The organism is Paraburkholderia tropica (assembly GCF_900109265.1).
GTDB classification, from domain to species: Bacteria; Pseudomonadota; Gammaproteobacteria; order Burkholderiales; family Burkholderiaceae; genus Paraburkholderia; species Paraburkholderia tropica.
The window spans coordinates 1-23,897 of record NZ_FNZM01000041.1; the positions used below are offsets into that span (position 1 = coordinate 1).

Here is a 23,897-nt window from a genome sequence, read left to right on the forward strand (position 1 = left end):
CCGCAAACTCACGATACAGCGCCACGTCGTAAAGCGCCTCTTCCATCGCTGGGTCCGAAAGCCCAAACCACTGCTGCATGAAGTGGATCTGCAGCATCGTCGCAACCGGAAACGGCGGCCTTCCGGTCTTACCCTTCGGATAGTGCGGTTCGATCAACGCAATCAACCTCGACCATGGCACCACGCGCATCATCTCATCGAGAAATTCCCGCTTGCGCGTGCGTTTCGTCGAAAGATCCAGACCAAGACCGAGTTGTGTCATCGACGAACTCCTTGAACTTGTCTATCTTCCAGGATAGGCAAACCAGTCTTCAATGCCAGGACTTTTGCAGACCTTCCCTAGTTAGGTCCGTCCCAATGCCCGAGTCCGTACAAAAATACATGGCCGACGTCCCGCCTGATTCATTGATTAGTGCCGAAGTGACTCTCGCCTGTGCGCAGGCAAAGAAGAATTGGTCTATTGATCAACTCTATGATTTGCACATTAAGCCAAAATACGTCGCCACGATCACACCTCTTACATCACAAGAAAAAGAGAAAATAGGTCAAGCGATAGCCCAACGGAAGGAAACCGACAAACGTAATGCCCCCGTCGTTGAACCACTACTGACCGCACAAAATGGAAAAAACGTATGCCACACGATGAACGGAGTTGATGGAAACCCGTCTTCCTATGAATTGTGTGATGCACAGGGCATGTTCTCGCATGACGTCTATAGCGTTCGGATCGGAGGAATTATTTTTCTTCGAGGAATCGATGACGATGCGACCAAAGGCATTGACGGTGTGTTCTATGGTAGTCCACTTCGACTCCAATGCGAGCCGGTCAATCAGTTGGCAGATGGTGTAACGAATAAAACTATAGAAGGTGCCATTCAGGCCGATAGGATATCGTCGAAAAAAATCTCGTTCGATGATGAAGTGAGGTTCGCGATACTGACCAATGTAGTCGAGATCGGGAGGCATTGCACACTGAGCAATACGGACGGCGTCATGGCAAAGCTTGACGTTGTTTCTCCGTAGCGAAGCAAGTTGTGGCAACAGGCGTCTTGCGCGGATGTCCGTAGTTGAGAAAACTGGATGTCTCTTGTGGGTCGGGCATCGTCCTTCCACGATCGGCGCAGAATGATTCTCCTTCCTTTGAAAGGAGAGTAATCATGGACGCAATTGATGTTGTAGGCACGCGGCGCGTGCCGTGGAACAAGGGCAAGCTGACGGGCCAGAAGCCACCGCTGAAACTCAGGGAAATCTGGGCGATTCGTATCCGACTGCAACTCGCGGCAAAGACTCGCGAACTCGCGATGTTCAACCTGGCGATCGACAGCAAGCTGCGGGCGTGCGATCTCACCAAATTGCGGGTGTCCGATATCTGTCTCGGCTCTCGTGTGGCGCCTCGAGCAACCGTCATGCAGCAGAAGACTCAGCGGCCGGTCCAGTTCGAGATAACCGAACTGACACGAGCGAGTGCCGAAGCATGGATCAAAGCGGCGGCACTTTCGTCGGGCGACTATCTATTTCCGAGCAGGATTCACGGCTCTCCGCATCTCTCGACACGCCAGTATGCTCGACTGGTCCATCGCCGGATCGGGTCAATTGGACTCGACGACAAGGCTTACGGAACGCATACGATGCGGCGAACAAAAGCGTCGTTGATATACCGGCGCACGAAGAATCTGCGGGCAGTTCAGCTACTACTAGGGCACACCAAGCTCGAAAGCACCGTAAGGTACCTTGGCATTGAGGTCGACGATGCGCTTGAGATGGCGGAACAGACCGACGTGTGAAACGCGAACGCCGGGCAGCGATCGGACGCTGCCCGGCCAGAAGCGGTCGCTCGACATCGCATTTATGATCGTCAACAATCGCCAGAGCTCGACCTCGCTCACGAATTCGATGTTATGACTATCAATCCTACGGCCGCACGAGATGTGATTCACGAGTTTTGGCGACTTATGGCCACAAACGACTTTGACGCCGTCGGCGCGGTGCTCGCGGACGATTTCGTTCTTGATTGGCCTCAGTCCAAGGAGAGAATTCGAGGTGCCGAGAACTTCGCTGGACTCAACGCTGCGTACCCAGCGAGAGGTCCGTGGGCCTTCACGATAAATCGCATCGTCGCAGCGGGGAATGAGGCCGTTTCGGACGTATCCATCACGGATGGCGCAGTGAACGCGAGAGCAATTTCGTTCTTTAGCGTCGAATGCGGAAAAATCACCCGCGTGGTTGAGTATTGGCCGGAGCCATACGACGCGCCATTCGATCGGACGCAGTTCGTCGAGCGAATTGAGTGAATCGCTGGTGTCCGCTGCGCATATCCGCGACGAAGCAAGGTGGTTACTTCACGCCAAGCAACGCCTTGGCACTGGCGATCAGCGGCCACCAGCCACCAGCGGCGTACGGACTATCGCCGGTGAATTGGCGACAATTCGCAGTGGCCAGGTACGACTAGTGGTTCTCACCCGGCCATAAATGGATCGCAGTGCCGTCCTTACGAAGCAGCGCTGATCGGAGCAGGCCGAGTCCTTTCAGGCGATAGAAGAGTGCAAAGTAGGCCTGTTCGAGTGCCTCCCAAGTGCCGTATTGTTCGGCAATGCCGTCTGCGCCTTGACAGAAAAGGCTACCTTTTGGTTGATCGGCTATCGGTTCGATAGTCCAAGTGCCAATCAACGGAGCCTTCCATTGCGCGCCCTTGATCGACCTTAGTGTCAATTGCGCACCAGTCGTTTCAGGAACGAAGCTGACCAACCGCCGCTCGTGATCGTCGACATACAGCCTGCCGCACGACGTACATTGATAGCAGTGCCGCACGAATGACTGGTCGAACTCGCCGAGCGATTGACTTGACTCGGCGAAGTCCTCCCAGTCTTGGTCTGCCACTAGATGAGCTTTATAGGCAAGATAATCGGTTTGATCGACAATGACCGCGCCGCATATGCAGCCGATTTTCATTGATATGCGCTCCGTGAAGATTTCGATACGTGGGATTATGGCCTAGGGAGTCGATCGTGGATGACCGCTTCAGAGGAATCCGAACGGCAGTATTGGGTCGGCGACGGAAGCTCAACGCTTGACAGGGCTGCGGTGGCAGTAGCACTCCTCGAACTTCCGCACGCGGCCATGAACAGACGGCCGTAGTTGCCGCCGAGATTGTCGTCAATCTCAACGTTTGGATCACCCGTCGGCTGTGTTAAAAGGTGTTTGAACATCCCCCCAGAAACCTGAGTTCGGAGTTGGAGTGCTACTTACCCTTGAGCCATTATGGCGAGATCACGACGGCATGCTGAAATTTCAATTTTCCGTCCAAGCCTCTGGTTTCGCGGCAAAAGTTAATTTCTACGGCGATCTGGAAACTCTTGAAGCCTTCGGTTGCTCCCTGTGCAGGTTTCCTCGGTCCCTCAAAGACGAAGTTACCTTTGAAAACGGCTCGATAGCACTACGCGCATTTGTTTTCGATGGGGTTGGTCATTCTGCACTCGAGATTGAATGCCAGAGAAGTGGTACGCGTCTCGTGAGCGCGCACTCGCTGTTCGCAGTCGAATTGGAACCTGCAACGATCAATCGGCTCGGTTCCGAACTCGTAAGTTGGGCGTCGTCAGATGCCGAAGAGGCGTTTGTATTCACCGCCGAACAGCGATGACGATGGTCCGCTATCGCTGGGATCGAAAGACGGCTTCGGGTCGGGATGCGGCCAAGAAGCGCCATTCGCGTGCACCAGCGCTCGGACAGTCACGCGTCGGCTCCGCTTGGTAACCGGCCATTATTCTGTTCCAAAATGGCCAGCTCGCGTTCAGGAGACAATGGAACCACCTTCACTGGTGAAGGTGGTTCATCGGGCACCTCCCGGCTCCATGCCAACGTATCTGCAACGGTTTGGCGCATAGAGCGAAAGGTCAATCCTGCGGCAATGGCCCGGTCATTATTTGCTCGCATGAAGCCACCGAATTCAGGATGATTTTCTGGTATCCAGAGTGGCAACTCGGTCCAAGCTTCGACGTCGGTCGCGGTAACGGTGTCGTCGTCGAGCCAGTGCAAGCACGCTTCCCGGCCTACCTCCGCCACACAACAATCGAGCAACTGTGCCATGGTCGTCTGAACCGTCGCTCCCGTCGCGTTGAATACTCCGCTTGTCGAGCGTTCCGTCAAGAGCACAATCCATTCAGCCAGGTCGCGTGCGTCGATGAATTGAAGTGGCCGATCAGGGCGCCCTGGCACGAGCACATCGCCACCGCGATCTATGCGCCGCATCCAATACGTGAAACGACCAGTTGGGTCATGGGGGCCGACGATCAGACCAGGGCGAACAATCGTGGTCTGGCTAGGCAGCCTGCGCTGCAAAGCTTCCTCAGTCCGCGCTTTGAGTGCGCCATATCCCTCGTCACCTGTCAGCACTGCAGCCTGTTCGTCGTAACGTGATCCTGGTGGAAAGCTCGCATAGACCGACACGGTAGAGACCAACGTGTAGTGCCTTGGCAGAGCACCTAGCGCGTCAAGCAGCGACTCGACCTGCCCGGGACGATAGGCAGAGGGATCGATGACAACATCGAAATATCTTCCTTTCAAGCTCGACAGGTTACTGTCGCGGTCGCCTGTGAGACGTTCAACCTCAGAAAACAGGCCAGGATTCCGCAGACCACGATTGAACAATGTGATCTCGTGCTTGTTGCGCAGGGCCGCCTCGACGATATGGCGCCCGAGGAATAAGGTACCGCCCATAATCAGTATGCGCATCGGAATGTCATGTTCCTTCGAATTGGTATTGGAAGAATACCGCACTCACTTTTCAATCGTAATCGGCGTGCCGACCGGTCGGTGTTCCACAATGCTTATGAGCGACGACGGGATGTCCGTTACTACATGGGAAGCGGCCTTCATTCTGTCGCGATGTCGAGAGGCGGCTCTGGGTCGAACTGAGCCGGACGTATAGGACCGGGTTCGGCCAGGACCGGCCGGTGGCTCAGGTTTTCAAAAAGACATTCGAACGTCACATCTACTCAGGTAGCGGTCGCTAACACTCGTTCGAAATGCGTTGAACAAGGCCTCAATCGCACCAGTCTCTTCTCCTTCGAGCTGCAACTTACGGTCGCCCCCAAGAATGTTGATCGATAGTCAGCGATCAATTATCCATCGTACAATGGTTGATCTCTGAACCGGTACGGGCAGTAACGCTATGAATGACGTCAATCCACGGAAGGGCCGCATCCAGACGGTGCTCGGCTTGCTCGACCCGCACGAACTCGGGCCGACACTGATGCACGAGCATCTGCTAATCGACCTCGTGCCGCCAAAGCTGGCCGAGGATGCTGACCACGACCAGACCGAGATCGACCTGTGTAACTGCTGGAAAATCAACTACGGACAGATGCCGGCCCTGAAGAACTATCGGCTCGACCAGAAAGACGTAGCAATCGAAGAACTTACGGAATTTCGCGCCGCGGGCGGCGCAGCTATCGTCGATCTAACCACGGGGGGGCTAAAACCCGATCCCGAGGGGCTCGTGCAGATTGCGCGCCAGACGGGCGTGCAGGTGGTGATGGGTTGTGGCCATTACGTGCACGAGTACCAGAATCCAGCTAACGCGCACCGCAGCATCGACGACTTCGCGCACGAGATAATTGGACAGATTACAGAAGGCGCGTGGGGCACGGCGGTGCGCGCGGGCATTATCGGCGAGATCGGCTGCCAGTCCCCGTGGACCGATCAGGAAAGGCGCGTCGTGCATGGCGCACTGCTCGCGCAGCGGGAAACCGGCGCGGCCCTCAACCTTCACCCAGGACGTCACCCCGATCAGCCGCAGGAACTTGCTGACACGATCCGGCAGTGGGGCTTTCCGCTAGAGCGCGTGATCATCAGTCATATCGACCGCACAATTTTCGACGAAGAACGCCTGCTGCGTCTTGCCGATTCGGGCTGCGTGATCGAATTCGATCTCTTCGGCTGGGAGCAGAGCGCCTATCCGATGTCCGACATTGATATGCCCAACGACGGCGCGCGGTTGCGCATGGTGCGCACACTGATGAATCACGGCCACGGGGACCGCGTGCTGATCAGCCATGACATCTGCACCCGAACGCGCCTTGGTCGCTATGGCGGCCACGGCTATCAGCACATTTTCGCGAACATCGTGCCTCGCATGTCGCGACGCGATTTTACTCAACCCGAGATCGATACGCTCCTCACGAACAATCCACGTCGCCTGCTGACGTTCGTCTGACACTCCGGTCAATTCGAGATAACACGCTCGATACCGGCAATCGCCACCTCGACAAAAGCATCGAAGCTCGAATCGAGCGGCATGTCACTGCCGCTTTGCCAACGCACAATAAACGAACGGTTCGCGAGCGCAGGCAGATGACGCGCAAGCGTCGGGTACTCGAGTGCCCGGATCTCGTGGACTTTCTGCTGCAACTGGTCCGCCCAGGTGGACAGGTCATCTGTTGGCAACGGTGCAAATTCGAGCGTTGCGAAACCGACCATGCTGGCAATCACCACGTTATACATCTCGACGAGCCGCGCCTCGTCGCAGCCCGCCTTGAGCAGCACCGCAAGAATCCGGTCGATCAGCAGCGGGCTAAGACTCGCGTTGGATACCAACTGCGCGCCAACCAGCTGCGCGACGTTCGGATGCCGCTGCACTGCCTTGCGATAGCGCCGGAACAGCTCGCGAAGCCAGTCCTGCCAGCTAAGCGTTCCGAGCTCCGGAGTAACGCCGGCCGTCGTTTCTTCGACGACCGCCGCAAGCAGAACATCGCGGTTCGGCACATGCCAATACACGGCTGCGGGATAGACGTCGAGCTGACGTGCCACCTCGCGCAGACTGAACGCCGCGAGGCCGTTCTGATCGATCTGCTCAATGGCCACCGCGACGATCCTGTCGCGCGTCAACCCCTTGTCCGCCGGTGCACTTTTCTTCTTCGTTGCGGCACCCTCCCGCTTGCGCGCGGGAGTGCCTGCGGTCGTCTTCGCTGCTGCCGTTCTGACTTTGGTGGCGGGTGCCTGCCTGGTCGTTCTTGTCGTCACGTGGGTCCTGTAGGGGGTGACACTCCGACGCCCGGCAAGCGGAACGACGGAGCGGGTTGCACAAGGGTTTCATTGTACACCGTGCAACCACAGATCCTTCACGACCCTTACTGCCTTAAGTTAATTTCCTGATTGCGCTTCTTTTTTGATCGTCATATAACGATGCCTTGTTCGCTGTACAACTCATCAGTGTTCGGCGGGCTATAAATATTGGTGCCGGCTGGCCGGCGTCCTTTAACGACAGGTATTGGAGTTCCTATGAAATGGAAAGCTTTGGGGGGCGCGCTCGGCCTGATGGCTGCCGCTGCCGCCGCGCACGCGCAATCAACGGTCACGCTATATGGCGTCATTGACGACGGGCTGACGTACGTGTCCAACCAGGGTGGCCATTACGCATACCGGATGGACGACAGCATCAGCCAGGGTGACCGCTTCGGCTTCAGGGGCTCGGAGGATCTTGGCGCTGGGCTCAAGGCGATCTTCAATCTTGAGGGCGGCTTCAATCCGAACACAGGCGCATCGCGTCAGGGTGGCCTCGAGTTTGGCCGGCAGGCATGGGTCGGACTACAGCACGACAGTTACGGAACCATCAAGTTTGGACGCACCTTCGACCAGATGACGGTGACGTTGCTGCAGTATCACTCGGGCTATTATTCAGGCATTTACGCATTCGACACCGGTGATCACGACCGCATCTCCGGCAACTGGCTAAACAACGCGGTCACGTACGTAAGTCCAAACCTGCGGGGTCTACATTTTTCCGCACAGTACAGCTTCAACTCGCTGAGCGCGCCCTCCAACAACTACGGTGTTGCTTACAGCCTGAGCGCTGCCTACGAACACGGGCCGTTCAGCATTGGCGCGGCGACCACCAGCATCCATAACTACACGGTGACGCCCGGCAGCAGCTTTGGTGTGAACTCTTTCCTCGGCACCACCGTGGCCTTTTCGTCAAAGGCAGTCGTCGTCGACCGATACCGGACTGCCGGCATTGGTACGTCATATACCTTTGGATCGTTCGGCCTGTCGGGGCTCTACGCCAATACCCGCTATGAGAGCGGTGCCAACTCCACCACGATGCAAAGCTTCAACGCCGTCGCGCACGCGTATGTACGGCCAGACCTGCTGTTAGCCGGCGGTTATGGCTATTCAAAGATGTCTTCGTATAAGTGGAACGAGTTCAATGTCGTGCTCGACTATCTGCTGTCGAAGCGCACCGACGTCTACATAAGCGCGAACTACGACAAGGCGAATGGCGGCGCGCGCGGCGAACTGGTAACGCTGCCGATCTCCGGCAACGACAAACAACTCGCATTGCGTCTCGGCATGCGTCACAAATTCTGAATCTTCCCGTTACTGACCGACGCAAAGACATGCGGGCGGACTCGCCCGCGGTCTCTAACACATCTGACATGCTGGGAGCGACGATGAGCAGCACCTCACACAACTCACGATCCACCGACGCCGCGCCTCCGACGACGAGCGGGGCAGAGCAACGACGCGCGATCGGCGCGGGCATGGTCGGCTACATCCTTGAGTGGTTTGACTTCGGGGTCTATGGCTTTCTTGCCGCGACCATTGCGAAGAATTTCTTTCCGTCGACCGATGAGTTCACTTCACTGTTGGCATCGTTCGCGGTCTTTGGCGTGGGATTCGTCGCGCGCCCTATCGGCAGTCTGGTGCTGGGGCGCATCGCCGACACCCGGGGTCGCCACATCACGCTGGCCACGTCGATGATCCTGATGGCGGCCAGCACCGTGGCAATTGGTCTTCTGCCCACCTATAACCGCATTGGGATTTGGGCACCCGCTCTGTTGGTTCTTGCTCGGCTTGCCCAAGGCTTTGCGGCGGGCGGCGAGTGGGGAACGGCGGCCGCATTTCTGGTCGAATGGGGTGGGACGAGTAGACGCGGGTTCTTCGGAGCTTTCCAGCAGTCAAGCATCGCCACTGGACTCCTGCTGGGTTCGCTTGCCGCTGCCATCCTGAGCAGTACGCTAAGTGCGAGTGAGTTGTCGGCGTGGGGGTGGCGAATTCCCTTCCTGATTGGTGCGTTGCTTGGCCCAGTGGGCATGTATGTGCGACGACGCGTTCAGGAGTCGCCAGCCTACGAAAACAGCGCGTCGCAATCCGTAGCACTCAGTCGGCGCCAGTTCGCCAAATCAGTCTTCCATGCCTTCTCGTTCGTGATTCTCTGGGCGGTCAGTTCATACATGGTCTCGGTATACATGCCAACCTTCGCCAACAAATACGCCCATATTTCGCAGACGCAGGCGTTGTGGACCAGCACCGCATCGCTCGCAACGGTCATGATCTGCGCACCGTTGATGGGGGCGCTATCGGATCGCATCGGCCGCAAGCCCGTCCTGCTCACCAGTTGTCTATTCTTCCTGTTTCTGAGCTATCCGCTTTATGCGTTCATCGTGTCGGGCATCAGCTTCATGACGTTCTTCTTTACCCAGTTGCTGATGAACCTTGCGTTCATCATGTACTCAGGGCCCGGTCCCTCGGCATTGGCGGAAATGTTCCCGACGCGGGTGCGTTCGACGGGTGTTTCGTTTGGGGGCGCGCTCGCCACCATTCTCGGTGGCTTCTCGCCGCTCCTGACCACCTGGACGATCTCTCACACGGGCGCCAGCGCGAATGCCGGCTGGCTTCTCGCCGGCAGCGCATTGCTCACGTTGCCGGCACTCATTTTCATGAAGGATCGTGCCCGCCAGCAGACCATTTGACATTGAGTAGCAATATGTTGTTCAATGCACAATGAAAACTTGATCGACATGTAATGGGCGCCCTTCACGCGGCATATGGGCTGCAACACGAACGTCACCGCTTCAACACGCAGGTACGAACAAATGACTATGCCAACCATCTCCAACGCAGGAACCAGGAACGAACATACGCCCGCCACGCTGAAAGACGCGCTGGTCGCCGCGGCTGGTGCCTTCGCGGCACGCAACCCATTGAGCGCCCGTCAGTACGAACAGGCAGCCGAGGTCATGCCGGGCGGCAACACCCGATCGGTGTTGTTTTACGAGCCCTTTCCACTCGCGATGGCGAAAGGGGAAGGCTGCCGCTTGTGGGATGCGGATGGTCACGAATACCTCGACTTCATCGCCGAGTTCAGTGCGGGAATCTTTGGGCACTCACATCCGCGAATCCGCCATGCTATCGATATGGCACTCGACGGCGGCCTGAACCTGAGCGGCCATAACCTGCTGGAATCGAAACTCGCCAGGGCAATCTGCGAGCGCTTCCCTTCGTTGGAGTCGGTCCGCTTCACGAACTCAGGAACGGAAGCCAATCTGATGATGCTGGCCGCGGCAAAAGCGTTCACCGGGCGGAGCAAGATCATCGTCTTCGTGGGCGGTTATCACGGCGGTGTGCTGACGTTTGGACGCGGTCATAACCCGGTCAACGTGCCGCATGAGTTTCTGTACGCCGAGTACAACAATCTTGACAGTGTCCGGCAGCTGCTCGCCGACAACCCGTCAGATGTCGCCGCTATCATAGTCGAGCCGATGCAGGGCGCGTCGGGCTGCATCGTTGGGGATCGGGACTTTCTGCGTGGCCTGCGCGAGATGGCGACAATGCACGGTACGCTGCTCGCGTTCGACGAAGTCATGACTTCTCGTCTCGCGCCGGGTGGTCTGCAGTCGACGCTCGGCATCCCGCCAGATCTCACGTCGCTGGGCAAATACATTGGTGGCGGCATGTCGTTTGGCGCCTTCGGGGGGCGGGCGGACATCATGCAACTGTTCGATCCGCGCAGGAGTAACGCGTTGCAACACGCGGGCACGTTTAACAACAACGTGATGACGATGGCCGCCGGCTTCGCCGGACTCACTGAGATCTATACACCGGAGGTGGCCCGCGAGTTGTCGGCGCGCGGCGAAAGGTTGCGTGAAGCCCTGAATGCGCGCTTCCATGCGGCGGGCGTCGCATTGCGTTTCATCGGCATTGGCTCACTGATGAACCTGCAGATCACCGACCGGCCGGTGCGTTCGGTACGCGACATCGATTCGTCGCTGAACGGCTTCAAGGATCTGTTCTTCTTTCATCTGATTGAGCACGGCATCTATATTGCACGGCGCGGCTATGTTGTACTCAGCCTGCCTGTGACAGACGTAGAGACGAGACGCTTTGAGGAAGTGGTGTCTGTCTTCATCGACCGCTACGGCTATCTGTTGCCGCGCAGTCAGCAAGCGGAAGTATAGATTTTGCCTTCCGAACATCGTTTATTGCTGGAGGGTAGTGATGGGTGAATACCAGGAACTCGTCGGAATGTCGGCAGTCACGTTGCGCCGTATGATCGGCAACAGGCAGCTTTCGCCTGTCGAGCTTGTCGACGCCTGCATAGCACGCATTGAGGCCGTCGACCCGTTCGTGAATGCGATGGCCGCAACGGATTTCGACGCGGGGCGTGAGGCGGCCCGGGCTGCTGAAAACGCGGTCATGCGCGGCGAGCCTCTCGGACTGCTGCATGGATTGCCGACCGGCGTCAAAGATCTCGAAGCCACGGCAGGTCTGTTGACCACGCATGGATCGCCGCTCTATCGCGATGCCGTGCCGCATGAGGACAACCTGCTCGTCGCGCGATTGCGTGCCGCCGGGGCGATCGTCGTCGGCAAGACGAACGTGCCGGAACTCGGTGCCGGCGCAAACACGCGCAATCCGGTTTGGGGCGCAACAGGTAATCCGTTCAACCCTAATCTGAACGCGGGCGGCTCATCGGGCGGCTCGGCTGCGGCGCTTGCCTGCGACATGCTGCCGGTGTGTACGGGCTCCGACACAGGCGGCTCACTGCGAATTCCCGCAGCGTTGTGCGGGGTGGTCGGGTTTCGTCCGTCCCCTGGACTCGTTCCGAGTCCGCGCAAGCTGCTTGGCTGGACGCCAATTTCGGTGGTTGGTCCGATGGGACGTAGCGTCGCTGATGCACGACTGCAACTTGCGGCCACCGTCGGCGTCGATAGCGGTGATCCGCTCAGCTATCCGGTGCGTGCCTCCGCATTCCTCGCGCCCCGAACGGTCGACCTCAGCACGTTGCGCGTGGGCTGGACGGAAGATTTTGGCGTGTGTGCGGTCGACGACGAGATCAGGAAGACGTTCCGGGCAAAGCTGGATGCGATGCATCCGTTGTTCGGCACGTGCGAGGAGATATCGGTGGACTTCGGCGACGCTCATCGCGCGTTCGACGTCATTCGTGCAGATAGTTTTGTGGCCGGGTTGCGCGACGCGTACGAAGCCGACCCTGCTTCGCTTGGACCGAATACGAGGGCGAACTATGAGCTCGGCGCTGCCATGACGCTTGCCGATGCAGCCTGGGCACACCGTGAGCAGACCGGGATCATGCGTCGGTTCCAGGAGCTGTACAGCCGCTATGACGTGATCTTGTCACCCACGACGCCGGTGTCGCCGTTTCCCTGGACGACACTGTACGCGAGCCGGGTCGGCGGCGAGGTGCAGGCCAACTACTACCGGTGGCTTGCTCTGACGTACGTCGTCACGTTATGCACCAATCCAGCAATCACATTGCCTTGCGGTCTGGATGATGCCGGCATGCCGTTCGGCTTGCAGGTGACGGGTCCCTTCCGGCGGGACCGCTGGACGCTGGATATCGCCGAGGCGCTCGAAGCCGCGTTCGCGCCTTCCCCTGCCTTGTGCCGTCCACGCCCCGATCTGACGAAGCTGTCCAATACGGTAATCGAACCCGCGTTGAAGTCGATCGTGACTGCACCGCCTGCGGTGGCAGCGAAAGCAGCGCGGGACAACCCGGGAACATCCCTCGTGTAGCGACTCGAATCAGCGCATTGCGCGGCAATCACACTCGTGTGTCGGGTCGGTTCCCGTTTGGCCGTCTTCGTGAATCGGCGCGCCAATCGCGGTCAGTCCGGTGTCTAGTGGATAGCGCCGTCGCTGATAGCGCCCGAACCGCAGATTGATGAACTGGTGGAAAGGTTGGAACGCTCGCTTGCCGACATCTAGCGCGATCCCGGTCGCGAGTTCTTGCCAGGCTGAGGCCGTTAGCCGTTGCCCTCATGCTCGGCGCGACTGATCGGCCTAACGCGAGCGGGACCGCATACCTGGCCTGAGCTCTGCAGACACACCGCATCGCGCTGCGATGACACGATTACGACTTTAACGGAGACGGCTCATGCAAAGTGGACCGGCATTTGAAACCCAGAAGCTGATCCGCTTTCAGCATTGCGATCCAGCGGGGATTGTGTTCTACCCTCAGTACTTCGTACTTTTCCACGAACTGATAGAGGACTGGTTCAGCCGCGGACTGGACGTGAACTATGCCGACTTGATTGCCGCACAGCGGCTGGGCGTCCCCACGGTGCGCATCGAGTGCGACTTCGTTGCGCCAAGCACGATCGGCGAAATGCTTGCGTTGCGCCTCGTTGTGCGTAAGGTCGGCACAAGCTCTATCGCGCTCTCGCTTTCCGCACATGCCGGAGAATCAGTACGCGTACGTATCGAGCAGGTGATCGTGCTGTTCTCACTGGACAGCCACAGGGCGATTCCCATTCCGCCCGAGCTACGCGCGCGAATCGAAAATTTCGTCGTGGGCGAAAAGGGCGTTGCCCTATAGGTCCTCACTGTACGTCGCTGAATCACCAGGTGTGTGAAACGCACCAGTCACTCCCCCGAAACGCAAACTAAGCCAATTATCTGGAGACTACTAATGGCCACGAACAAAGTCATCGTACTGGTTGCCCCGACCGGCGGCATGGCGTTCAAATCGCAAAACCCGCATCTTCCGACGCAGCCCGATGAAATCGCCAGAGATGTCTATGACTGTTACAACGCCGGGGCCAGCGTCGTCGCAGTACATGCGCGCTTACCTAACGATGAAGCCACATGCAACGCAGAGATCTATCGCAGTATCAACGAGCAGATCCGTTCGAAATGCGACATCGTCATCAACAATTCAACGGGCGGCGGAGTGCACGGAGACATGATCCGGCCGATCGAAGGTGGCATGTGGGACACTGTCTGGGAAGAACGCCTCAAAGGCATGGAAGCTGGAGCCGAAATGTGCACGCTCGACGCCTGCACATTCGTTGCGAGCTTCGGCGGCAAGGAAGTTCTGTTGAATACGTCCCCGTCGCGCTGTCGCATTCTCGCTGAGGAAATGAAAAAGCGAGGCATCAAGCCCGAATGGGAGGTTTTTAGCCCCACGCATATCGTGCAGGACGTGACGTCGCTCATCCAACTTGGGCTGGACGAACCTCCTTACGTCATCAATATGGTCATGAACGCGCATCGAGGGTTTCAAAACGCGATGCCATACAATCCCAAATCGCTGCAGTACATGGTCGACCTGCTTCCGACCGACAGTATCTTCTGTGTAAGCGGCATCGGCCCTGCACAGTTGCCAGCAAGCGTGAATTCGCTTCTACTTGGCGGTCAGATCATTCGCGTGGGTCTTGAAGATAACCTGTACTATCGTCAGGGGCAACTCGCTCGTAACGTCGAGCTAGTCGAGCGGACAGTTCGCATTCTTCGCGAAATGGACTACGAGATCGCGACACCTGCTGAAGCGCGGCAGATGATGGGACTGCCTCGCACCGACACGCCGATGCGCCCACATTTTTCTGTCGCGTGACCGAACGCTCCTCATTGCGTTCTACCAATCTCTTACAGGCTTAAATAGCGTTTTTAATTGCCGACGCGCAAAGCGTCGGCGTTCCTTAGGTGCATCGAGTTGGTTGACGCACTTTCGCGAGAGAGCTGAGCGAACGGACTCTTCGTGTCACCAGCGAGGGTAAGTTCGGAGGGTTGGCTGGCAGGCAGCGCAGCAAGAGGCGGCGCGGCTGCTCCGCTGTGACACTTTCCATGCTCATCCACGCGGGTGCCCGCGTCTTCAGTAAGTAAGTAGCAGTCGACCGCGCGAAGCGAAAGTCCGTTAGACCTTGGAAGCTGCCATTGACTTGATCCCGGGCCAAGCGACTGTTGAGGATCGACACCGGAAGTTCGTGGGCAGCGGCGATGCGCTTGCCATGGCTGCGTCTCAGGCTAGGGCCGCCTCATGCGCGAATGCGCGGCGAGTCTTGCCGTATCAGCGCCAGTCACACCGTAGAGCGACGCCACGCACTCATGTGCCGGATGAGCGCCCGTGAATCACCGCGGAGCTTGTCCATCAACATGTTCAGATGCCGTAACGCCTCGCCATGCGAAGGGTTGATCTGGAGACACTGCACATACGCTTGCGCCGCGCCATCGTAGTCGCCGAGCTGCTCGAGGACGGAAGTGCAGTTGAACGCGGCGTCGTCGCTGTGCGGATTTAGTTCGAGGCAACGCATGTACCCGCGCGCCGCTTCGTCAAGTCTGCCCGCGTGTTCGAGGAGTACGGCTCGGTTGTAGTGGAGCAGTTCCACTTCGTTGAAATGCTTGAGGGCCTGTTCGAAGACGATCAGCGCATCAGCGCATCAGAGCAGCGATCATCGCTGCGCGAGAGCATGGCTCCAAGGTTGTTGTACGCGTGATAGTGCGGCATCGGTGATAGTTCGATCACCTGGCGATACGCGTGTTCCGCCGCGGCGGGGTCGCGTTCTTGCAATCGCTCAGCCTTCGCGTACCAGTCCGCAGCCATTCTTGCTCGTTGTTCGATCCGGGCGGGCGACGCTTCCAGCGACGTCACAGCGTTTTTCGTCACGCTGTCGCCGAAGTCGAGTAGCAACTGGCCCGAATTCGCATCCCACTGTGTTTCGCCGCTCCTCACGGCGATGGTGTCGCCGACAGCACTGATATGGAGCCCTGATAATGGGGTTTCGTCGGAGAGGCCCTTCTTCACGTTCGCCAGGGCACGCAGGATTCTCCGTCGCGGTATCTCTGACGTGCGCAATTTAATGGCTGTGCGCAACACCACAATGTCCCTGGAAGAGAAGCGGAGTTCGTTCCTGTGGCCACGCACCGGGGCAACGAGTCCACTGGCGATCGTGTAAGGAACGTAACGACCGATGTGTCCTGAATACGATAGCACCCCGACCAAAGTCGCTCCGCGCGTCGCATATCTTCCCGGGACACGCAGAAGTCTGAAATTATTCTTGAGGACGTCGAGTCGATCAGAGCTGCGCCATGATGCTGACATTCGCAGCGAACTGGCTGCAACCGTAGCCATGCCCATCGTTGATCTCGCTAGCGACAGCACCGCCGCCACTCGCGTTGGTCGCACCACCAGTCCCGTACGGGGCGAGGGTGAGCCAAAACGTGCGGCTTCGACATCGAGCGAGGAAGTCGTCCCACCAGAACGCTCTGTATCGGCTTCGCGGCACATCGGGAAGGGAGTGGGTCGCAGTACCGCCCGGCACGGGTGGTGCGGTGGCGCATCGAATTTGCCCTGGCAATAAGGTGTTCAGGTGCAGCGCAGCATCGTGCCCCGGCAGGATGGTGCACCGCAGTGGCAGCGGTAAGTTTCCCTCGTATCGCGGCGGCGGCCTGAGCGTGGCAGCTCGAGCGAATAATCAATGAACAGTTCTTCGCCGGGGGCAATCGCCCGGATTGTCTCAATAAAAACGCGGTTGGACTCCTCGACGGCTTCGCAGTTGGCGTTGCAGGCGTGGTTAAGCCAGCGTGCGCTGTTGCCGCCGCGGCCGCCGTCGATCACACGGCCATCGGAAAGACCGAAGAGGAAGGTGTGTTCCTCGTTTTCTCGCCCGGAGCAATGGTTTGCCGCCTCGCGCCAGGTCGTCACGAGCCCGCGGTATTCCAAGATACGTTCGCCAGCGGCCAGTTCGCGGAGTGCAAATACCCCTTTACCGTGTATTGGGGAGCGTCGGGTGATAACTCGTCTCATGCTTCCGGACAGGTTCGTGATGTAATGGATGCAGGCTCGTCGCGCGTTTCGTGGTCGGAAGTTGCTGGTGCGATGATCTGGGACAGCTCCTCGAGGGAGGGTTTCGTGCAGGTGGCGACAGTCTTGAGCCGCTCGAGGTGATCACTGGCGCGAGAGATGACTTCCAGTCGGACTGTGGCGAGTATGTGGTCGTATTCGTTGACGACGGTCGTCAGTCCGTCCAGCAGTTCGGAAGTGTATTCTGGCCATTGTCCGGTCTGATCGAAGTCGAGCAGCAGGCGGCCAAGTCCGCGCCCGGCTTCTTCGATAACTTGCTGCGAAAGCATGCAGTAGCCGTCCTCTGCAATAAATCCTGTGACAAGGCAGACATGGGCGAGATGTGTCACCAGGTGGCGGTCGATATCCCGATGACGAAACCGCACGAGTGCCAGTCGCGCGCGTAGCGCGAGATCGGACGCGTGTGGCCTTGCCATTGGAAGCTGTAATGCTTTGGATCGTGGCGTTACGGGGCGGCCAGGTTTTCTGCGCGGCATGATGCTTCGGTCTCTCCGGTCGGATGGCGTCAGGACGACGAATGGTATCCGGTTATGGGGCGCGCGGGTTAGTATTGCAAGAGATGACTGCCAGGCTGTTCCATGTGTCGGACCGCAGTCTCCTGGCGTTCCCGCCAGTGTGCCAGTGCAGGCTGTACACAACTGACGGCGGGATAGCGACAGATCGTCGCGGTTCTTTCTGCGGCCACGAAGTGTCTTTCTGCGGTCTGGCTGGATGCGCAGAACGCAGGAGGACGCGGTGCGCGTCGGGTGCACGTCATGAGAAAGGTTCCGGGCGGTGCCGGGAAGCCGCGACAGGCAAATGATTGAACCATGAAGAACCGGAATATGCCCCACCGCGCGCGGGAGGTGCGGACGAAGGACATGCTGCTGCCACTGACTGCGGCCGCCGTGCGTAGCATTTCCCTAGAGAATCATCTTGCGCTCGCGGCGATGCGAAGCGGGAATGGCACATCCGACACCATGGTCTCGCTGCTGCGCGTCCTTTACATGACGTATTTTCTGTGCGGGAAGGACTGCCCTGAACAGGATCTCGCCCTGTTCCTGAGCGCTGAGTTAGCGCTCGATGAGAGCATCCGGGCTGCAACGATGGGGCTTGACTGGCAGTTGCGGGCAGAGCAAATCCCGCTGATTGAGCAGGTGCTCATGCGTGCCGACGAACTGATCGCCAGCGTGCCGAAGTTTCGCTATGTCGAGGCCTGGAAGCAGCTCGAAAGTTTCTCTCGCTCTGATCGGGCGTCGGTGCTGCCAGGTAGCCAGTTGAAGATGGTGTCGAAATAGCTGAGGGCGACCGGTTATAGGTGCCCCCCGGCAGAGAGCGCATGCTGAGGTGTCCTCTCTGTCTATTTGCCCAGCCGAGTGGCTTACGAATGCCCGTGCGATCGCGTAGACAGCCGGCAAGAGTTCCTCATCGCGTTGCCAGTCAACCTGCACATCAAGCTCGCCGCCTGAGATACGGGTGTCGGCGAGACGCGAAAAGCTGGCTCGCACAGCGGCCGGATATCTTCCCTGGAATCCGGGGTTGGCGAAGGCCTGCTCCTCGATATCGAGCAGCGTACGCCACGTCACTGCTGGAGCCGGACGCCACGTAGCTGATCGCCGTGCGCTGACATTGCGCTGCAACAGCAGTACGACGATACGCTGCAGATCCAGTGCAGCGCGTTGCGCCGCCCGTTCGAGTGCAACGGGATCGTTTTCCCGCGCGGCGTTTGCCGGGAACGGGGTGTCAGAAGTTTCGAACATGTCCGGCTCGTGGGGTCAACTATCGTGTCGTCCTGCGCACTACCTTCGAGTGCTGCGCGAGTAGCAGCCGCATCTGCGCAAGATGCTGGTCGGCCACTGCGTGGCTGGCGTCGCCTTGAACAGCGCGAGATTGAGCGGGCGGCCATACGCCAAGGTACCGGCAGACTGCCGACAGGTAGAGCTTGGCGGGGAAGCCGGTCTGTTTCCCGCGCTGTGCGATCAGCTTCTTCGCGGCGTCGGCGAGCCGGTTGTCGCCGACGTGCGTGCGCAACCATGCAAGCGTCTGGCGGTCATCGTCGTTGAGGATTCTTATCAGGTGTTCCATCGTCCACCCCAGTATATCCATACATACTGTGAATATATACAGCATTGTGGTTTTTCGCAAGGAGGTCGCCGTGAACGGTATCGCCCCCCTTGTCGGGCGTTCGCGTTCGCGTGCCAGAGGCGCCCCGTCAACTCGTGCCTACCAGTCCACCCGGTGCTTTTCTTCGGTTTGGCGATGGCGCTGATCGTCATCGGCATGCAAATAGGGGGCGCTTCAGGAAACGGAAAATAAAGCACGTTTAGCCTGAGCCAGGGGGCGGCGAACCCGACCAAGCGCAAAGGGAAATTGCTACGTCGCAGGGTCGCAAGTGAAGTACAACCGGGGTTCGGGATTTTGCGCGAACTAGCGTTCTTCGCCTGGAACGAACGGGATGACGCCCAGCCGGAAGGCTTCTTCCTGCAAATTGCGCGGAATGCAGCGCGCGTCGACGACCATGCCATTGATTTCGATAAGCCAGACGAGCGGATTTCTGTCGAGCTGACTGGGAAGTGACCAGCGAGGATCGAGCTGGCCGACCTTCAGAAGGTTCAGAATTGCTCCTGAGCGGGCCGAACCGGTCTGGGCGCTTAGCCCGAAGTGCTGGCACAGTGCATCGGCGCGCATGTGGGGCTTCTGGGACTTGTCGAAAAGGAAGTTGACCCTCCCGATCGCGTAGGCCACGCCGCAGGCCCAGGAGCGCGCAGGACCGGTCACCAGTGGCGATGGCCGCTTGCGGCACAGGGTGGCAACGAGACGTCGGCAGAGGTCGCGGTATTCTTCAGTCAGGTGTTGCGCACAAAAGGCGTCGGTAAGTGCGATGACCTCGTCATATCGGTCTTGCATGGCGGCCGGCACTCGCTCGCCGCGAAAGGTTGGCTTCATGGATTCGCGATCCGTATGCGTCAGTTTCCCAGTTCGGCGAGCCCATGAACATCGCCCTCCCGCTCGATCAGGCGCAGCCACGTGTCCAGCTTCTCGCTGCTGCCGTCAAGCAACCGGTCAACCAAGGTCCGGTCATTCGCCTTGCCGAGCATGTTATGTAGCCCTAGGTATGCCACGAGAAGGTGGTACATGGCGCAGCGCAAATCATCACGTTCCCCCTGACAGCGTCGGCCATGGCGATGCAGATCCGCAATGGCAAGCCCGAGTTTCTCGCCGACATACGACAGCGGTATGCCGTCGCGATCCTGTCGAGACGTGTACGCCGGGCCGTTGGCGTTTAGGGGAAGATCTGCATCATCCGGAATCGGGGGCATTGCGTGTCTCCGTTGCTGTGCTGCCTGATCAGTGAAACGTCGGCGAACTGGCCATGCAGCAATGTTTGTACTTGCGGCCGCTACCGCATGGGCACGGCTCGTTGCGCCCGATCTTCGGCTCTTCTCGGCGCATGGGCATACGCGCCGGGATGTGCGCCAGTGCCCGCCGATGCGGCTCGAAGTAACGGTAGATATGGGGCAGTCCGGCGATCATCGTTTCCAGCAGTTCCTCGCGCTTTTCTGCAGGGATCCGTGGTGGCCGCATCTGCGGGTCGGGATTGTGCTCATGATGCAGCATCATGATCGGGATCATCGGTCCGCCGTGGTCCTCGTCATGGATCAGCTCACCCCAGCTCGCGGAACGCATCTGTACGCCGCGCATGAAGCCGTGTGCCCAGTCGTTGGCCGGGGCAACACCATCCTCTCGCTCGAGCAACACAGGCAGGTACACGTTCGGCTCACGCAGCGTCTGCTGCAATTCCGTGCTGATCGTGTTCCAGTGGCGCATGAGCAGCTCGACGATTTCGGCGGCCTGTCCGTCACTTTCAAACGAAAAAACTTCCCCCCAGATCTGCGGCAGATACTCGCTGGGCAACACGATGTCTGGTCCGCAAATTAACGCGACGAAATAGCCGTCGAGCGTTTCGATGTTCATCGCTGCATCGCCGATGGAGTCGAGAATCCCGGCGAGACGGGCGAAATCGTCGTCGGCAAGCGGTTGTTGGGACGTCAGGTTATTCACGGCAGATTTTCTCTTCGCGAGGTCGAGGCGGCTATAGCCGATGATTATACGATGTTGAGCTCGTCGGGTATGGCGGCAGGATCGATCGCCCCTGTGGCAGTTCACGAGGGGCGCCGAATGCGCGGTTCTGTCCCCGGCAGCGGCCGCAGCGGCCTGAACTTGCCGGCCTGAAGCTTGCGATCTTGTTGCCAGGCATAGTCGCCCGTCAGGTTGATGTGTTCCCAGCCAGGCGGTGACAGATACGGCAGCAGCGTAGCGTCGGCCGGTACACCACGGGCGTGCATGGTCTGTACAGCCCGCTCGAGGTAGACGGTGTTCCACAGCACGATCGCGGCGGTGACCAGATTCAGACCGCTGGCGCGATAACGCTGCGCCTCAAAGCTACGATCGCGGATTTCACCGAGGCGGTAGAAGAACACCGAGCGCGCAAGCGCATTGCGGGCCTCGCCCTTGTTCAAGCCGGCATGAACGCGTCGGCGCAGCTCGACGTTCTGAAGCCAGTCGAGAATAAAGAGCGTGCGCTCGATGCGGCCGATTTCCCGCAGTGCGACAGCGGGTCCGTTCTGTCGCGGATAGCTGCCAAGCTTGCGCAGCATCAGCGAAGCCGTGACGGAGCCCTGCCGGATCGACGTCGCCAGACGGAGAACCTCGTCCCAGTTCCTCCGGATGTGCTTTTCCTTGTACGTGTCGCCGATCATTGAGGCAAGCGCAGGATAATCCTTGGGATTGCCTGGCACATACAGCTTCATATCGCTGAGATCACGGATCCGTGTCGCAAGCCGGAAACCAAGCAGATGCATCAGCGCAAAGACGTGATCGGTAAATCCGTTGGTGTCAGTGTAATGTTCCTGGATGCGCAGATCTGACTCGTGATACAGCAGTCCGTCGAGTACATAGGTCGAATCGCGCACACCGACGTTCACGAGGTTCGGATAGAACGGCGCGTACTGGTCGGAGATGTGCGTGTAGAACATGCGTCCGGGCTCGGCGCCGTATTTCGGATTCACGTGTCCCGTGCTCTCGGCCTTGCTGCCCGCACGGAAGCGCTGCCCATCGGATGGCGAGGTGCTGCCGTCGCCCCAGCGGGCGGCGAACGGATGGGCGAACTGTGCGTTGACGAGTTCAGCCAGCGCCTGTGAGTAGGTTTCGTCCCGGATGTGCCACGCCTGCAGCCACGACAGTTTCGCGTAGGTGGTACTGGGGCAGGCCTCCGCCATCTTCGTCAGTGCGAGGTTGATCGCGTCGGCCAGGAGCGTCGTGAGCAGCAGAGTCTTGTCTTTCGCTGTCTCACCAGTCTTCAGGTGCGTAAAGTGGCGGGTGAAATCGGTCCACGCATCAACCTCCATCAGCAACTCGGTGATTTTCACGCGCGGCAGCATGACCGATGTCTGGTCAATGAGTGCATGGGCCGCCTCGGGTACCGCGGCATCGAGCGGCGTCATTTTCAGGCCCGATTCAGTGATGATCGCATCGGGCAGCCCGTTATCGGCGGCGAGGCGGTTGCCAGTCGCTGCTCTAGCAACTGCCGCCGCTCCTTCAGGTAAGGGTCGCAATCAGCGAAGATCGGCAGCGGCAAGACATTGCCCTGCATGATCGCCTGGAAATTCTCTGTCGGCAGCAGGTAGTCGTCAAAGTCCCTGAACTGGCGTGAGCCCTGCACCCAGATGTCGCCTGAGCGTAGCGCGTTCCTCAGCGCGGCGAGCGCGCACAGTTCGTAGTAACGGCGATCGATACCGCCGCCGGGCATCACGAGTGGTCTCCAGCGTGGCTTGACGAAGGCGGTGGGCGCGTCAGCAGGCATTTTTCGCACTCCGTCGTTGTCCATGGCGCGGATCGTATCGACGGCGTCAAGCACATTCGTCGCCGCAGGAGCGGCACGTAGTTTCAGGATGTCCAGGAAGGCCGGGACGTACCGGCGCAGTGTCGCATAATGATCCCCGATCTGATGCAGAAAATCGAACGCTTCGGGCTGGGCGAGCTGCTCGGCTTCGCTGACGCTTTTCGTGAACACCTCCCACGACATGACGGATTCGATCGCCCTGAACGCGTCGCCGCCGTTTTCCTTGGCTTCCAGAAGAGCCCGGCCCAGCTTCCCGTACAGTCTCACCTTGTCGTTGATGGCTTTTCCCGAACGATGAAACTGCTCCTGATGCTTCTTTTTCGCGGCATTGAAGAGCCGTCCGATGATGCGGTCGTGCAGATCAACGATCTCGTCAGTGACCGTCGCCGTAGCTTCGATCACGATGGCCACCAGGGTGGCATGACGGCGTTGCTTTTCGAATCTGGCCAGGTCGGCCGGCGTCATCTGCGCGCCTTCGCGGGCGATCTTGAGCAGACGGTTCCGGTGCACCATCCGGTCGAGGCCCGCGGGCAGGTCAATGGCGTGGAGGATTTTGAGGCGGTCGATATGCTTGAGCATCTGGCGTGAACTCGCCTTCCCCGGCGGCAGCCGCAGCCATGCGAGCCATGTCATGCGGCCGTCATCACGGCGCGTCAATAGCTGGTCGAGTCTTGTCCGGTGCTCATCCGACAGTGATAACGTAAGAACATCGTAGATGCGGCGGGTCGCGCGGGTGACGGCCTCCGCGCAGATCCGCTCAATCACGTTCGCGCCGGGCAGCAGGATTGCCTGTTGGCGCAGGTATCCGACCAGCGCCTGCGCGAGCACCAGGCCCTTGTCGGCCTGCATCGCCAGATCAACAAGGGCCTGCACGGCCGGACGGTAGTCACGCACAGTGAGCAATCGCAACTGCAGCGCGGCCTGCAGTTCGAGCAGATGTTCGCGACGCGTCTGGTCCCGCCTTGCATACTCTTTCCAGAGCATCGGTTCTATGCTGAGCTGCCCGGCAACGTACTCCCGCAGCGCAGGCGGCGGTTCGACGCCTGCGCCTAGAGAATGAAAGGGACTTCCCCGTCCCGAGGCTGCGGCGGAAGCCGCGAGTCGGCATCAATGTGCCAGGATGAAGTTGCGAACGTTCATCGA

24 protein-coding genes and 2 pseudogenes are annotated in these 23,897 nt (G+C 59.1%); 12 read left to right on the forward strand and 14 right to left on the reverse strand.

Annotated elements, in window-relative coordinates; translation table 11 throughout:
- Positions 1-262, reverse strand: a 262-nt coding sequence (locus BMY06_RS37015) for a transposase (protein ID WP_143064461.1), incomplete at its 3' end; no start/stop codon positions are given.
- A 95-nt stretch (positions 263-357) separates the two neighbouring features.
- On the opposite strand from BMY06_RS37015, the gene BMY06_RS39355 reads away from it, so the two are divergent.
- The 3 genes from BMY06_RS39355 (at position 358) to BMY06_RS37025 (ending at position 2,291) form a co-directional block, all read left to right on the forward strand.
- Positions 358-1,023: a hypothetical protein gene (locus BMY06_RS39355; RefSeq protein ID WP_124263389.1), complete on the forward strand. Its 666-nt coding sequence runs from the start codon at positions 358-360 to the stop codon at positions 1,021-1,023.
- Positions 1,024-1,157: 134 nt separating this feature from the next.
- Positions 1,158-1,784, forward strand: a complete 627-nt coding sequence (locus BMY06_RS37020; RefSeq protein WP_074987787.1) for a tyrosine-type recombinase/integrase — start codon at positions 1,158-1,160, stop codon at positions 1,782-1,784.
- A gap of 114 nt (positions 1,785-1,898) precedes the next feature.
- On the forward strand, positions 1,899-2,291 hold the full coding sequence (locus BMY06_RS37025) for a nuclear transport factor 2 family protein (protein WP_074987788.1): 393 nt from the start codon (positions 1,899-1,901) through the stop codon (positions 2,289-2,291).
- A gap of 154 nt (positions 2,292-2,445) precedes the next feature.
- On the opposite strand, the gene BMY06_RS37030 is transcribed toward BMY06_RS37025, so the two are convergent.
- Positions 2,446-2,949, reverse strand: a complete 504-nt coding sequence (locus tag BMY06_RS37030) for a hypothetical protein (protein ID WP_074987789.1) — start codon at positions 2,947-2,949, stop codon at positions 2,446-2,448.
- A gap of 328 nt (positions 2,950-3,277) precedes the next feature.
- Here BMY06_RS37030 and BMY06_RS39360 point away from each other — a divergent pair, with 328 nt between their 5' ends.
- Complete coding sequence (locus BMY06_RS39360) at positions 3,278-3,637, forward strand: hypothetical protein (RefSeq protein WP_124263390.1); 360 nt, start codon at positions 3,278-3,280, stop codon at positions 3,635-3,637.
- Between the two features lie 89 nt (positions 3,638-3,726).
- On the opposite strand, the gene BMY06_RS37035 is transcribed toward BMY06_RS39360, so the two are convergent.
- Complete coding sequence (locus BMY06_RS37035) at positions 3,727-4,728, reverse strand: NAD-dependent epimerase/dehydratase family protein (RefSeq protein WP_074987790.1); 1,002 nt, start codon at positions 4,726-4,728, stop codon at positions 3,727-3,729.
- 439 nt (positions 4,729-5,167) lie between these two features.
- On the opposite strand from BMY06_RS37035, the gene BMY06_RS37040 reads away from it, so the two are divergent.
- Positions 5,168-6,211, forward strand: coding sequence for a phosphotriesterase family protein (locus BMY06_RS37040; RefSeq protein WP_074987791.1), 1,044 nt, complete (start codon positions 5,168-5,170; stop codon positions 6,209-6,211).
- A gap of 8 nt (positions 6,212-6,219) precedes the next feature.
- Here BMY06_RS37040 and BMY06_RS37045 read toward each other — a convergent pair whose 3' ends face one another.
- Positions 6,220-7,017: a TetR/AcrR family transcriptional regulator gene (locus tag BMY06_RS37045; protein ID WP_080180235.1), complete on the reverse strand. Its 798-nt coding sequence runs from the start codon at positions 7,015-7,017 to the stop codon at positions 6,220-6,222.
- Positions 7,018-7,275: 258 nt separating this feature from the next.
- On the opposite strand from BMY06_RS37045, the gene BMY06_RS37055 reads away from it, so the two are divergent.
- From BMY06_RS37055 to BMY06_RS37080, 6 genes are all read left to right on the forward strand, one after another.
- Positions 7,276-8,361 carry a porin gene (locus tag BMY06_RS37055; RefSeq protein ID WP_074987794.1) on the forward strand — a complete coding sequence of 362 codons (1,086 nt, stop codon included), beginning with the start codon at positions 7,276-7,278 and terminating at the stop codon, positions 8,359-8,361.
- Positions 8,362-8,444: 83 nt separating this feature from the next.
- Positions 8,445-9,746, forward strand: coding sequence for an MFS transporter (locus BMY06_RS37060; protein ID WP_074987804.1), 1,302 nt, complete (start codon positions 8,445-8,447; stop codon positions 9,744-9,746).
- Positions 9,747-9,875: 129 nt separating this feature from the next.
- Entirely contained in the window at positions 9,876-11,231 is a 1,356-nt protein-coding gene (locus tag BMY06_RS37065) for an aspartate aminotransferase family protein (protein WP_074987805.1), read from the forward strand.
- Between the two features lie 40 nt (positions 11,232-11,271).
- Positions 11,272-12,807 (forward strand): amidase, encoded by a 1,536-nt coding sequence (locus tag BMY06_RS37070; protein WP_074987795.1) that lies wholly within the window; start codon positions 11,272-11,274, stop codon positions 12,805-12,807.
- Positions 12,808-13,168: 361 nt separating this feature from the next.
- Positions 13,169-13,609: an acyl-CoA thioesterase gene (locus BMY06_RS37075; RefSeq protein ID WP_074987796.1), complete on the forward strand. Its 441-nt coding sequence runs from the start codon at positions 13,169-13,171 to the stop codon at positions 13,607-13,609.
- 93 nt (positions 13,610-13,702) lie between these two features.
- Positions 13,703-14,626 carry a beta-keto acid cleavage family enzyme gene (locus BMY06_RS37080; protein WP_074987797.1) on the forward strand — a complete coding sequence of 308 codons (924 nt, stop codon included), beginning with the start codon at positions 13,703-13,705 and terminating at the stop codon, positions 14,624-14,626.
- Between the two features lie 463 nt (positions 14,627-15,089).
- On the opposite strand, the gene BMY06_RS37085 is transcribed toward BMY06_RS37080, so the two are convergent.
- The 4 genes from BMY06_RS37085 to BMY06_RS39365 form a co-directional block, all read right to left on the reverse strand.
- Positions 15,090-15,398, reverse strand: coding sequence for a tetratricopeptide repeat protein (locus BMY06_RS37085; protein WP_074987798.1), 309 nt, complete (start codon positions 15,396-15,398; stop codon positions 15,090-15,092).
- 35 nt (positions 15,399-15,433) lie between these two features.
- Entirely contained in the window at positions 15,434-15,814 is a 381-nt protein-coding gene (locus tag BMY06_RS37090; RefSeq protein WP_124263391.1) for a hypothetical protein, read from the reverse strand.
- Between the two features lie 561 nt (positions 15,815-16,375).
- Positions 16,376-16,816 carry an SET domain-containing protein gene (locus tag BMY06_RS37095; protein ID WP_074987800.1) on the reverse strand — a complete coding sequence of 147 codons (441 nt, stop codon included), beginning with the start codon at positions 16,814-16,816 and terminating at the stop codon, positions 16,376-16,378.
- Entirely contained in the window at positions 16,813-17,349 is a 537-nt protein-coding gene (locus BMY06_RS39365; RefSeq protein WP_124263392.1) for a hypothetical protein, read from the reverse strand. Before BMY06_RS39365 ends, BMY06_RS37095 begins: the two co-directional genes overlap by 4 nt.
- Positions 17,350-17,682: 333 nt before the next feature.
- Here BMY06_RS39365 and BMY06_RS37105 point away from each other — a divergent pair, with 333 nt between their 5' ends.
- Positions 17,683-18,150 carry a hypothetical protein gene (locus tag BMY06_RS37105; RefSeq protein WP_244144465.1) on the forward strand — a complete coding sequence of 156 codons (468 nt, stop codon included), beginning with the start codon at positions 17,683-17,685 and terminating at the stop codon, positions 18,148-18,150.
- 93 nt (positions 18,151-18,243) lie between these two features.
- Here the strand turns inward: BMY06_RS37105 and BMY06_RS40730 are convergent.
- The 6 genes and pseudogenes from BMY06_RS40730 to BMY06_RS37130 form a co-directional block, all read right to left on the reverse strand.
- Positions 18,244-18,612, reverse strand: a pseudogene (locus tag BMY06_RS40730) (DUF2471 family protein); the annotation flags it as partial.
- Between the two features lie 19 nt (positions 18,613-18,631).
- Positions 18,632-18,937: a CppA family protein gene (locus tag BMY06_RS37115; RefSeq protein ID WP_074987807.1), complete on the reverse strand. Its 306-nt coding sequence runs from the start codon at positions 18,935-18,937 to the stop codon at positions 18,632-18,634.
- 342 nt (positions 18,938-19,279) lie between these two features.
- A complete protein-coding gene (locus BMY06_RS38320; RefSeq protein WP_080180236.1) occupies positions 19,280-19,798 on the reverse strand; it encodes a DUF6398 domain-containing protein in 519 nt (172 codons plus the stop codon).
- 20 nt (positions 19,799-19,818) lie between these two features.
- On the reverse strand, positions 19,819-20,172 hold the full coding sequence (locus BMY06_RS37120; protein ID WP_028371570.1) for a hypothetical protein: 354 nt from the start codon (positions 20,170-20,172) through the stop codon (positions 19,819-19,821).
- Between the two features lie 28 nt (positions 20,173-20,200).
- A complete protein-coding gene (locus BMY06_RS37125) occupies positions 20,201-20,914 on the reverse strand; it encodes a YecA/YgfB family protein (protein ID WP_074987803.1) in 714 nt (237 codons plus the stop codon).
- Between the two features lie 101 nt (positions 20,915-21,015).
- Positions 21,016-23,807: pseudogene (locus BMY06_RS37130) on the reverse strand (Tn3 family transposase); the annotation flags it as partial.
- Positions 23,808-23,897: the final 90 nt, after the last annotated feature.

What these genes read in the sequence shown, in the direction of transcription:
- BMY06_RS39355 (WP_124263389.1), top strand. Translation starts at nt 358, where the DNA reads ATGCCCGAGTCCGTACAAAAATACATGGCCGACGTCCCGCCTGATTCA.
- BMY06_RS37020 (WP_074987787.1), top strand. Translation starts at nt 1,158, where the DNA reads ATGGACGCAATTGATGTTGTAGGCACGCGGCGCGTGCCGTGGAACAAG.
- BMY06_RS37025 (WP_074987788.1), top strand. Translation starts at nt 1,899, where the DNA reads ATGACTATCAATCCTACGGCCGCACGAGATGTGATTCACGAGTTTTGG.
- BMY06_RS37030 (WP_074987789.1), bottom strand. Translation starts at nt 2,949, where the DNA reads ATGAAAATCGGCTGCATATGCGGCGCGGTCATTGTCGATCAAACCGAT.
- BMY06_RS39360 (WP_124263390.1), top strand. Translation starts at nt 3,278, where the DNA reads ATGCTGAAATTTCAATTTTCCGTCCAAGCCTCTGGTTTCGCGGCAAAA.
- BMY06_RS37035 (WP_074987790.1), bottom strand. Translation starts at nt 4,728, where the DNA reads ATGCGCATACTGATTATGGGCGGTACCTTATTCCTCGGGCGCCATATC.
- BMY06_RS37040 (WP_074987791.1), top strand. Translation starts at nt 5,168, where the DNA reads ATGAATGACGTCAATCCACGGAAGGGCCGCATCCAGACGGTGCTCGGC.
- BMY06_RS37055 (WP_074987794.1), top strand. Translation starts at nt 7,276, where the DNA reads ATGAAATGGAAAGCTTTGGGGGGCGCGCTCGGCCTGATGGCTGCCGCT.
- BMY06_RS37060 (WP_074987804.1), top strand. Translation starts at nt 8,445, where the DNA reads ATGAGCAGCACCTCACACAACTCACGATCCACCGACGCCGCGCCTCCG.
- BMY06_RS37065 (WP_074987805.1), top strand. Translation starts at nt 9,876, where the DNA reads ATGCCAACCATCTCCAACGCAGGAACCAGGAACGAACATACGCCCGCC.
- BMY06_RS37070 (WP_074987795.1), top strand. Translation starts at nt 11,272, where the DNA reads ATGGGTGAATACCAGGAACTCGTCGGAATGTCGGCAGTCACGTTGCGC.
- BMY06_RS37075 (WP_074987796.1), top strand. Translation starts at nt 13,169, where the DNA reads ATGCAAAGTGGACCGGCATTTGAAACCCAGAAGCTGATCCGCTTTCAG.
- BMY06_RS37080 (WP_074987797.1), top strand. Translation starts at nt 13,703, where the DNA reads ATGGCCACGAACAAAGTCATCGTACTGGTTGCCCCGACCGGCGGCATG.
- BMY06_RS37095 (WP_074987800.1), bottom strand. Translation starts at nt 16,816, where the DNA reads ATGAGACGAGTTATCACCCGACGCTCCCCAATACACGGTAAAGGGGTA.
- BMY06_RS39365 (WP_124263392.1), bottom strand. Translation starts at nt 17,349, where the DNA reads ATGCCGCGCAGAAAACCTGGCCGCCCCGTAACGCCACGATCCAAAGCA.
- BMY06_RS37105 (WP_244144465.1), top strand. Translation starts at nt 17,683, where the DNA reads ATGAAGAACCGGAATATGCCCCACCGCGCGCGGGAGGTGCGGACGAAG.
- BMY06_RS37115 (WP_074987807.1), bottom strand. Translation starts at nt 18,937, where the DNA reads ATGGAACACCTGATAAGAATCCTCAACGACGATGACCGCCAGACGCTT.
- BMY06_RS38320 (WP_080180236.1), bottom strand. Translation starts at nt 19,798, where the DNA reads ATGAAGCCAACCTTTCGCGGCGAGCGAGTGCCGGCCGCCATGCAAGAC.
- BMY06_RS37120 (WP_028371570.1), bottom strand. Translation starts at nt 20,172, where the DNA reads ATGCCCCCGATTCCGGATGATGCAGATCTTCCCCTAAACGCCAACGGC.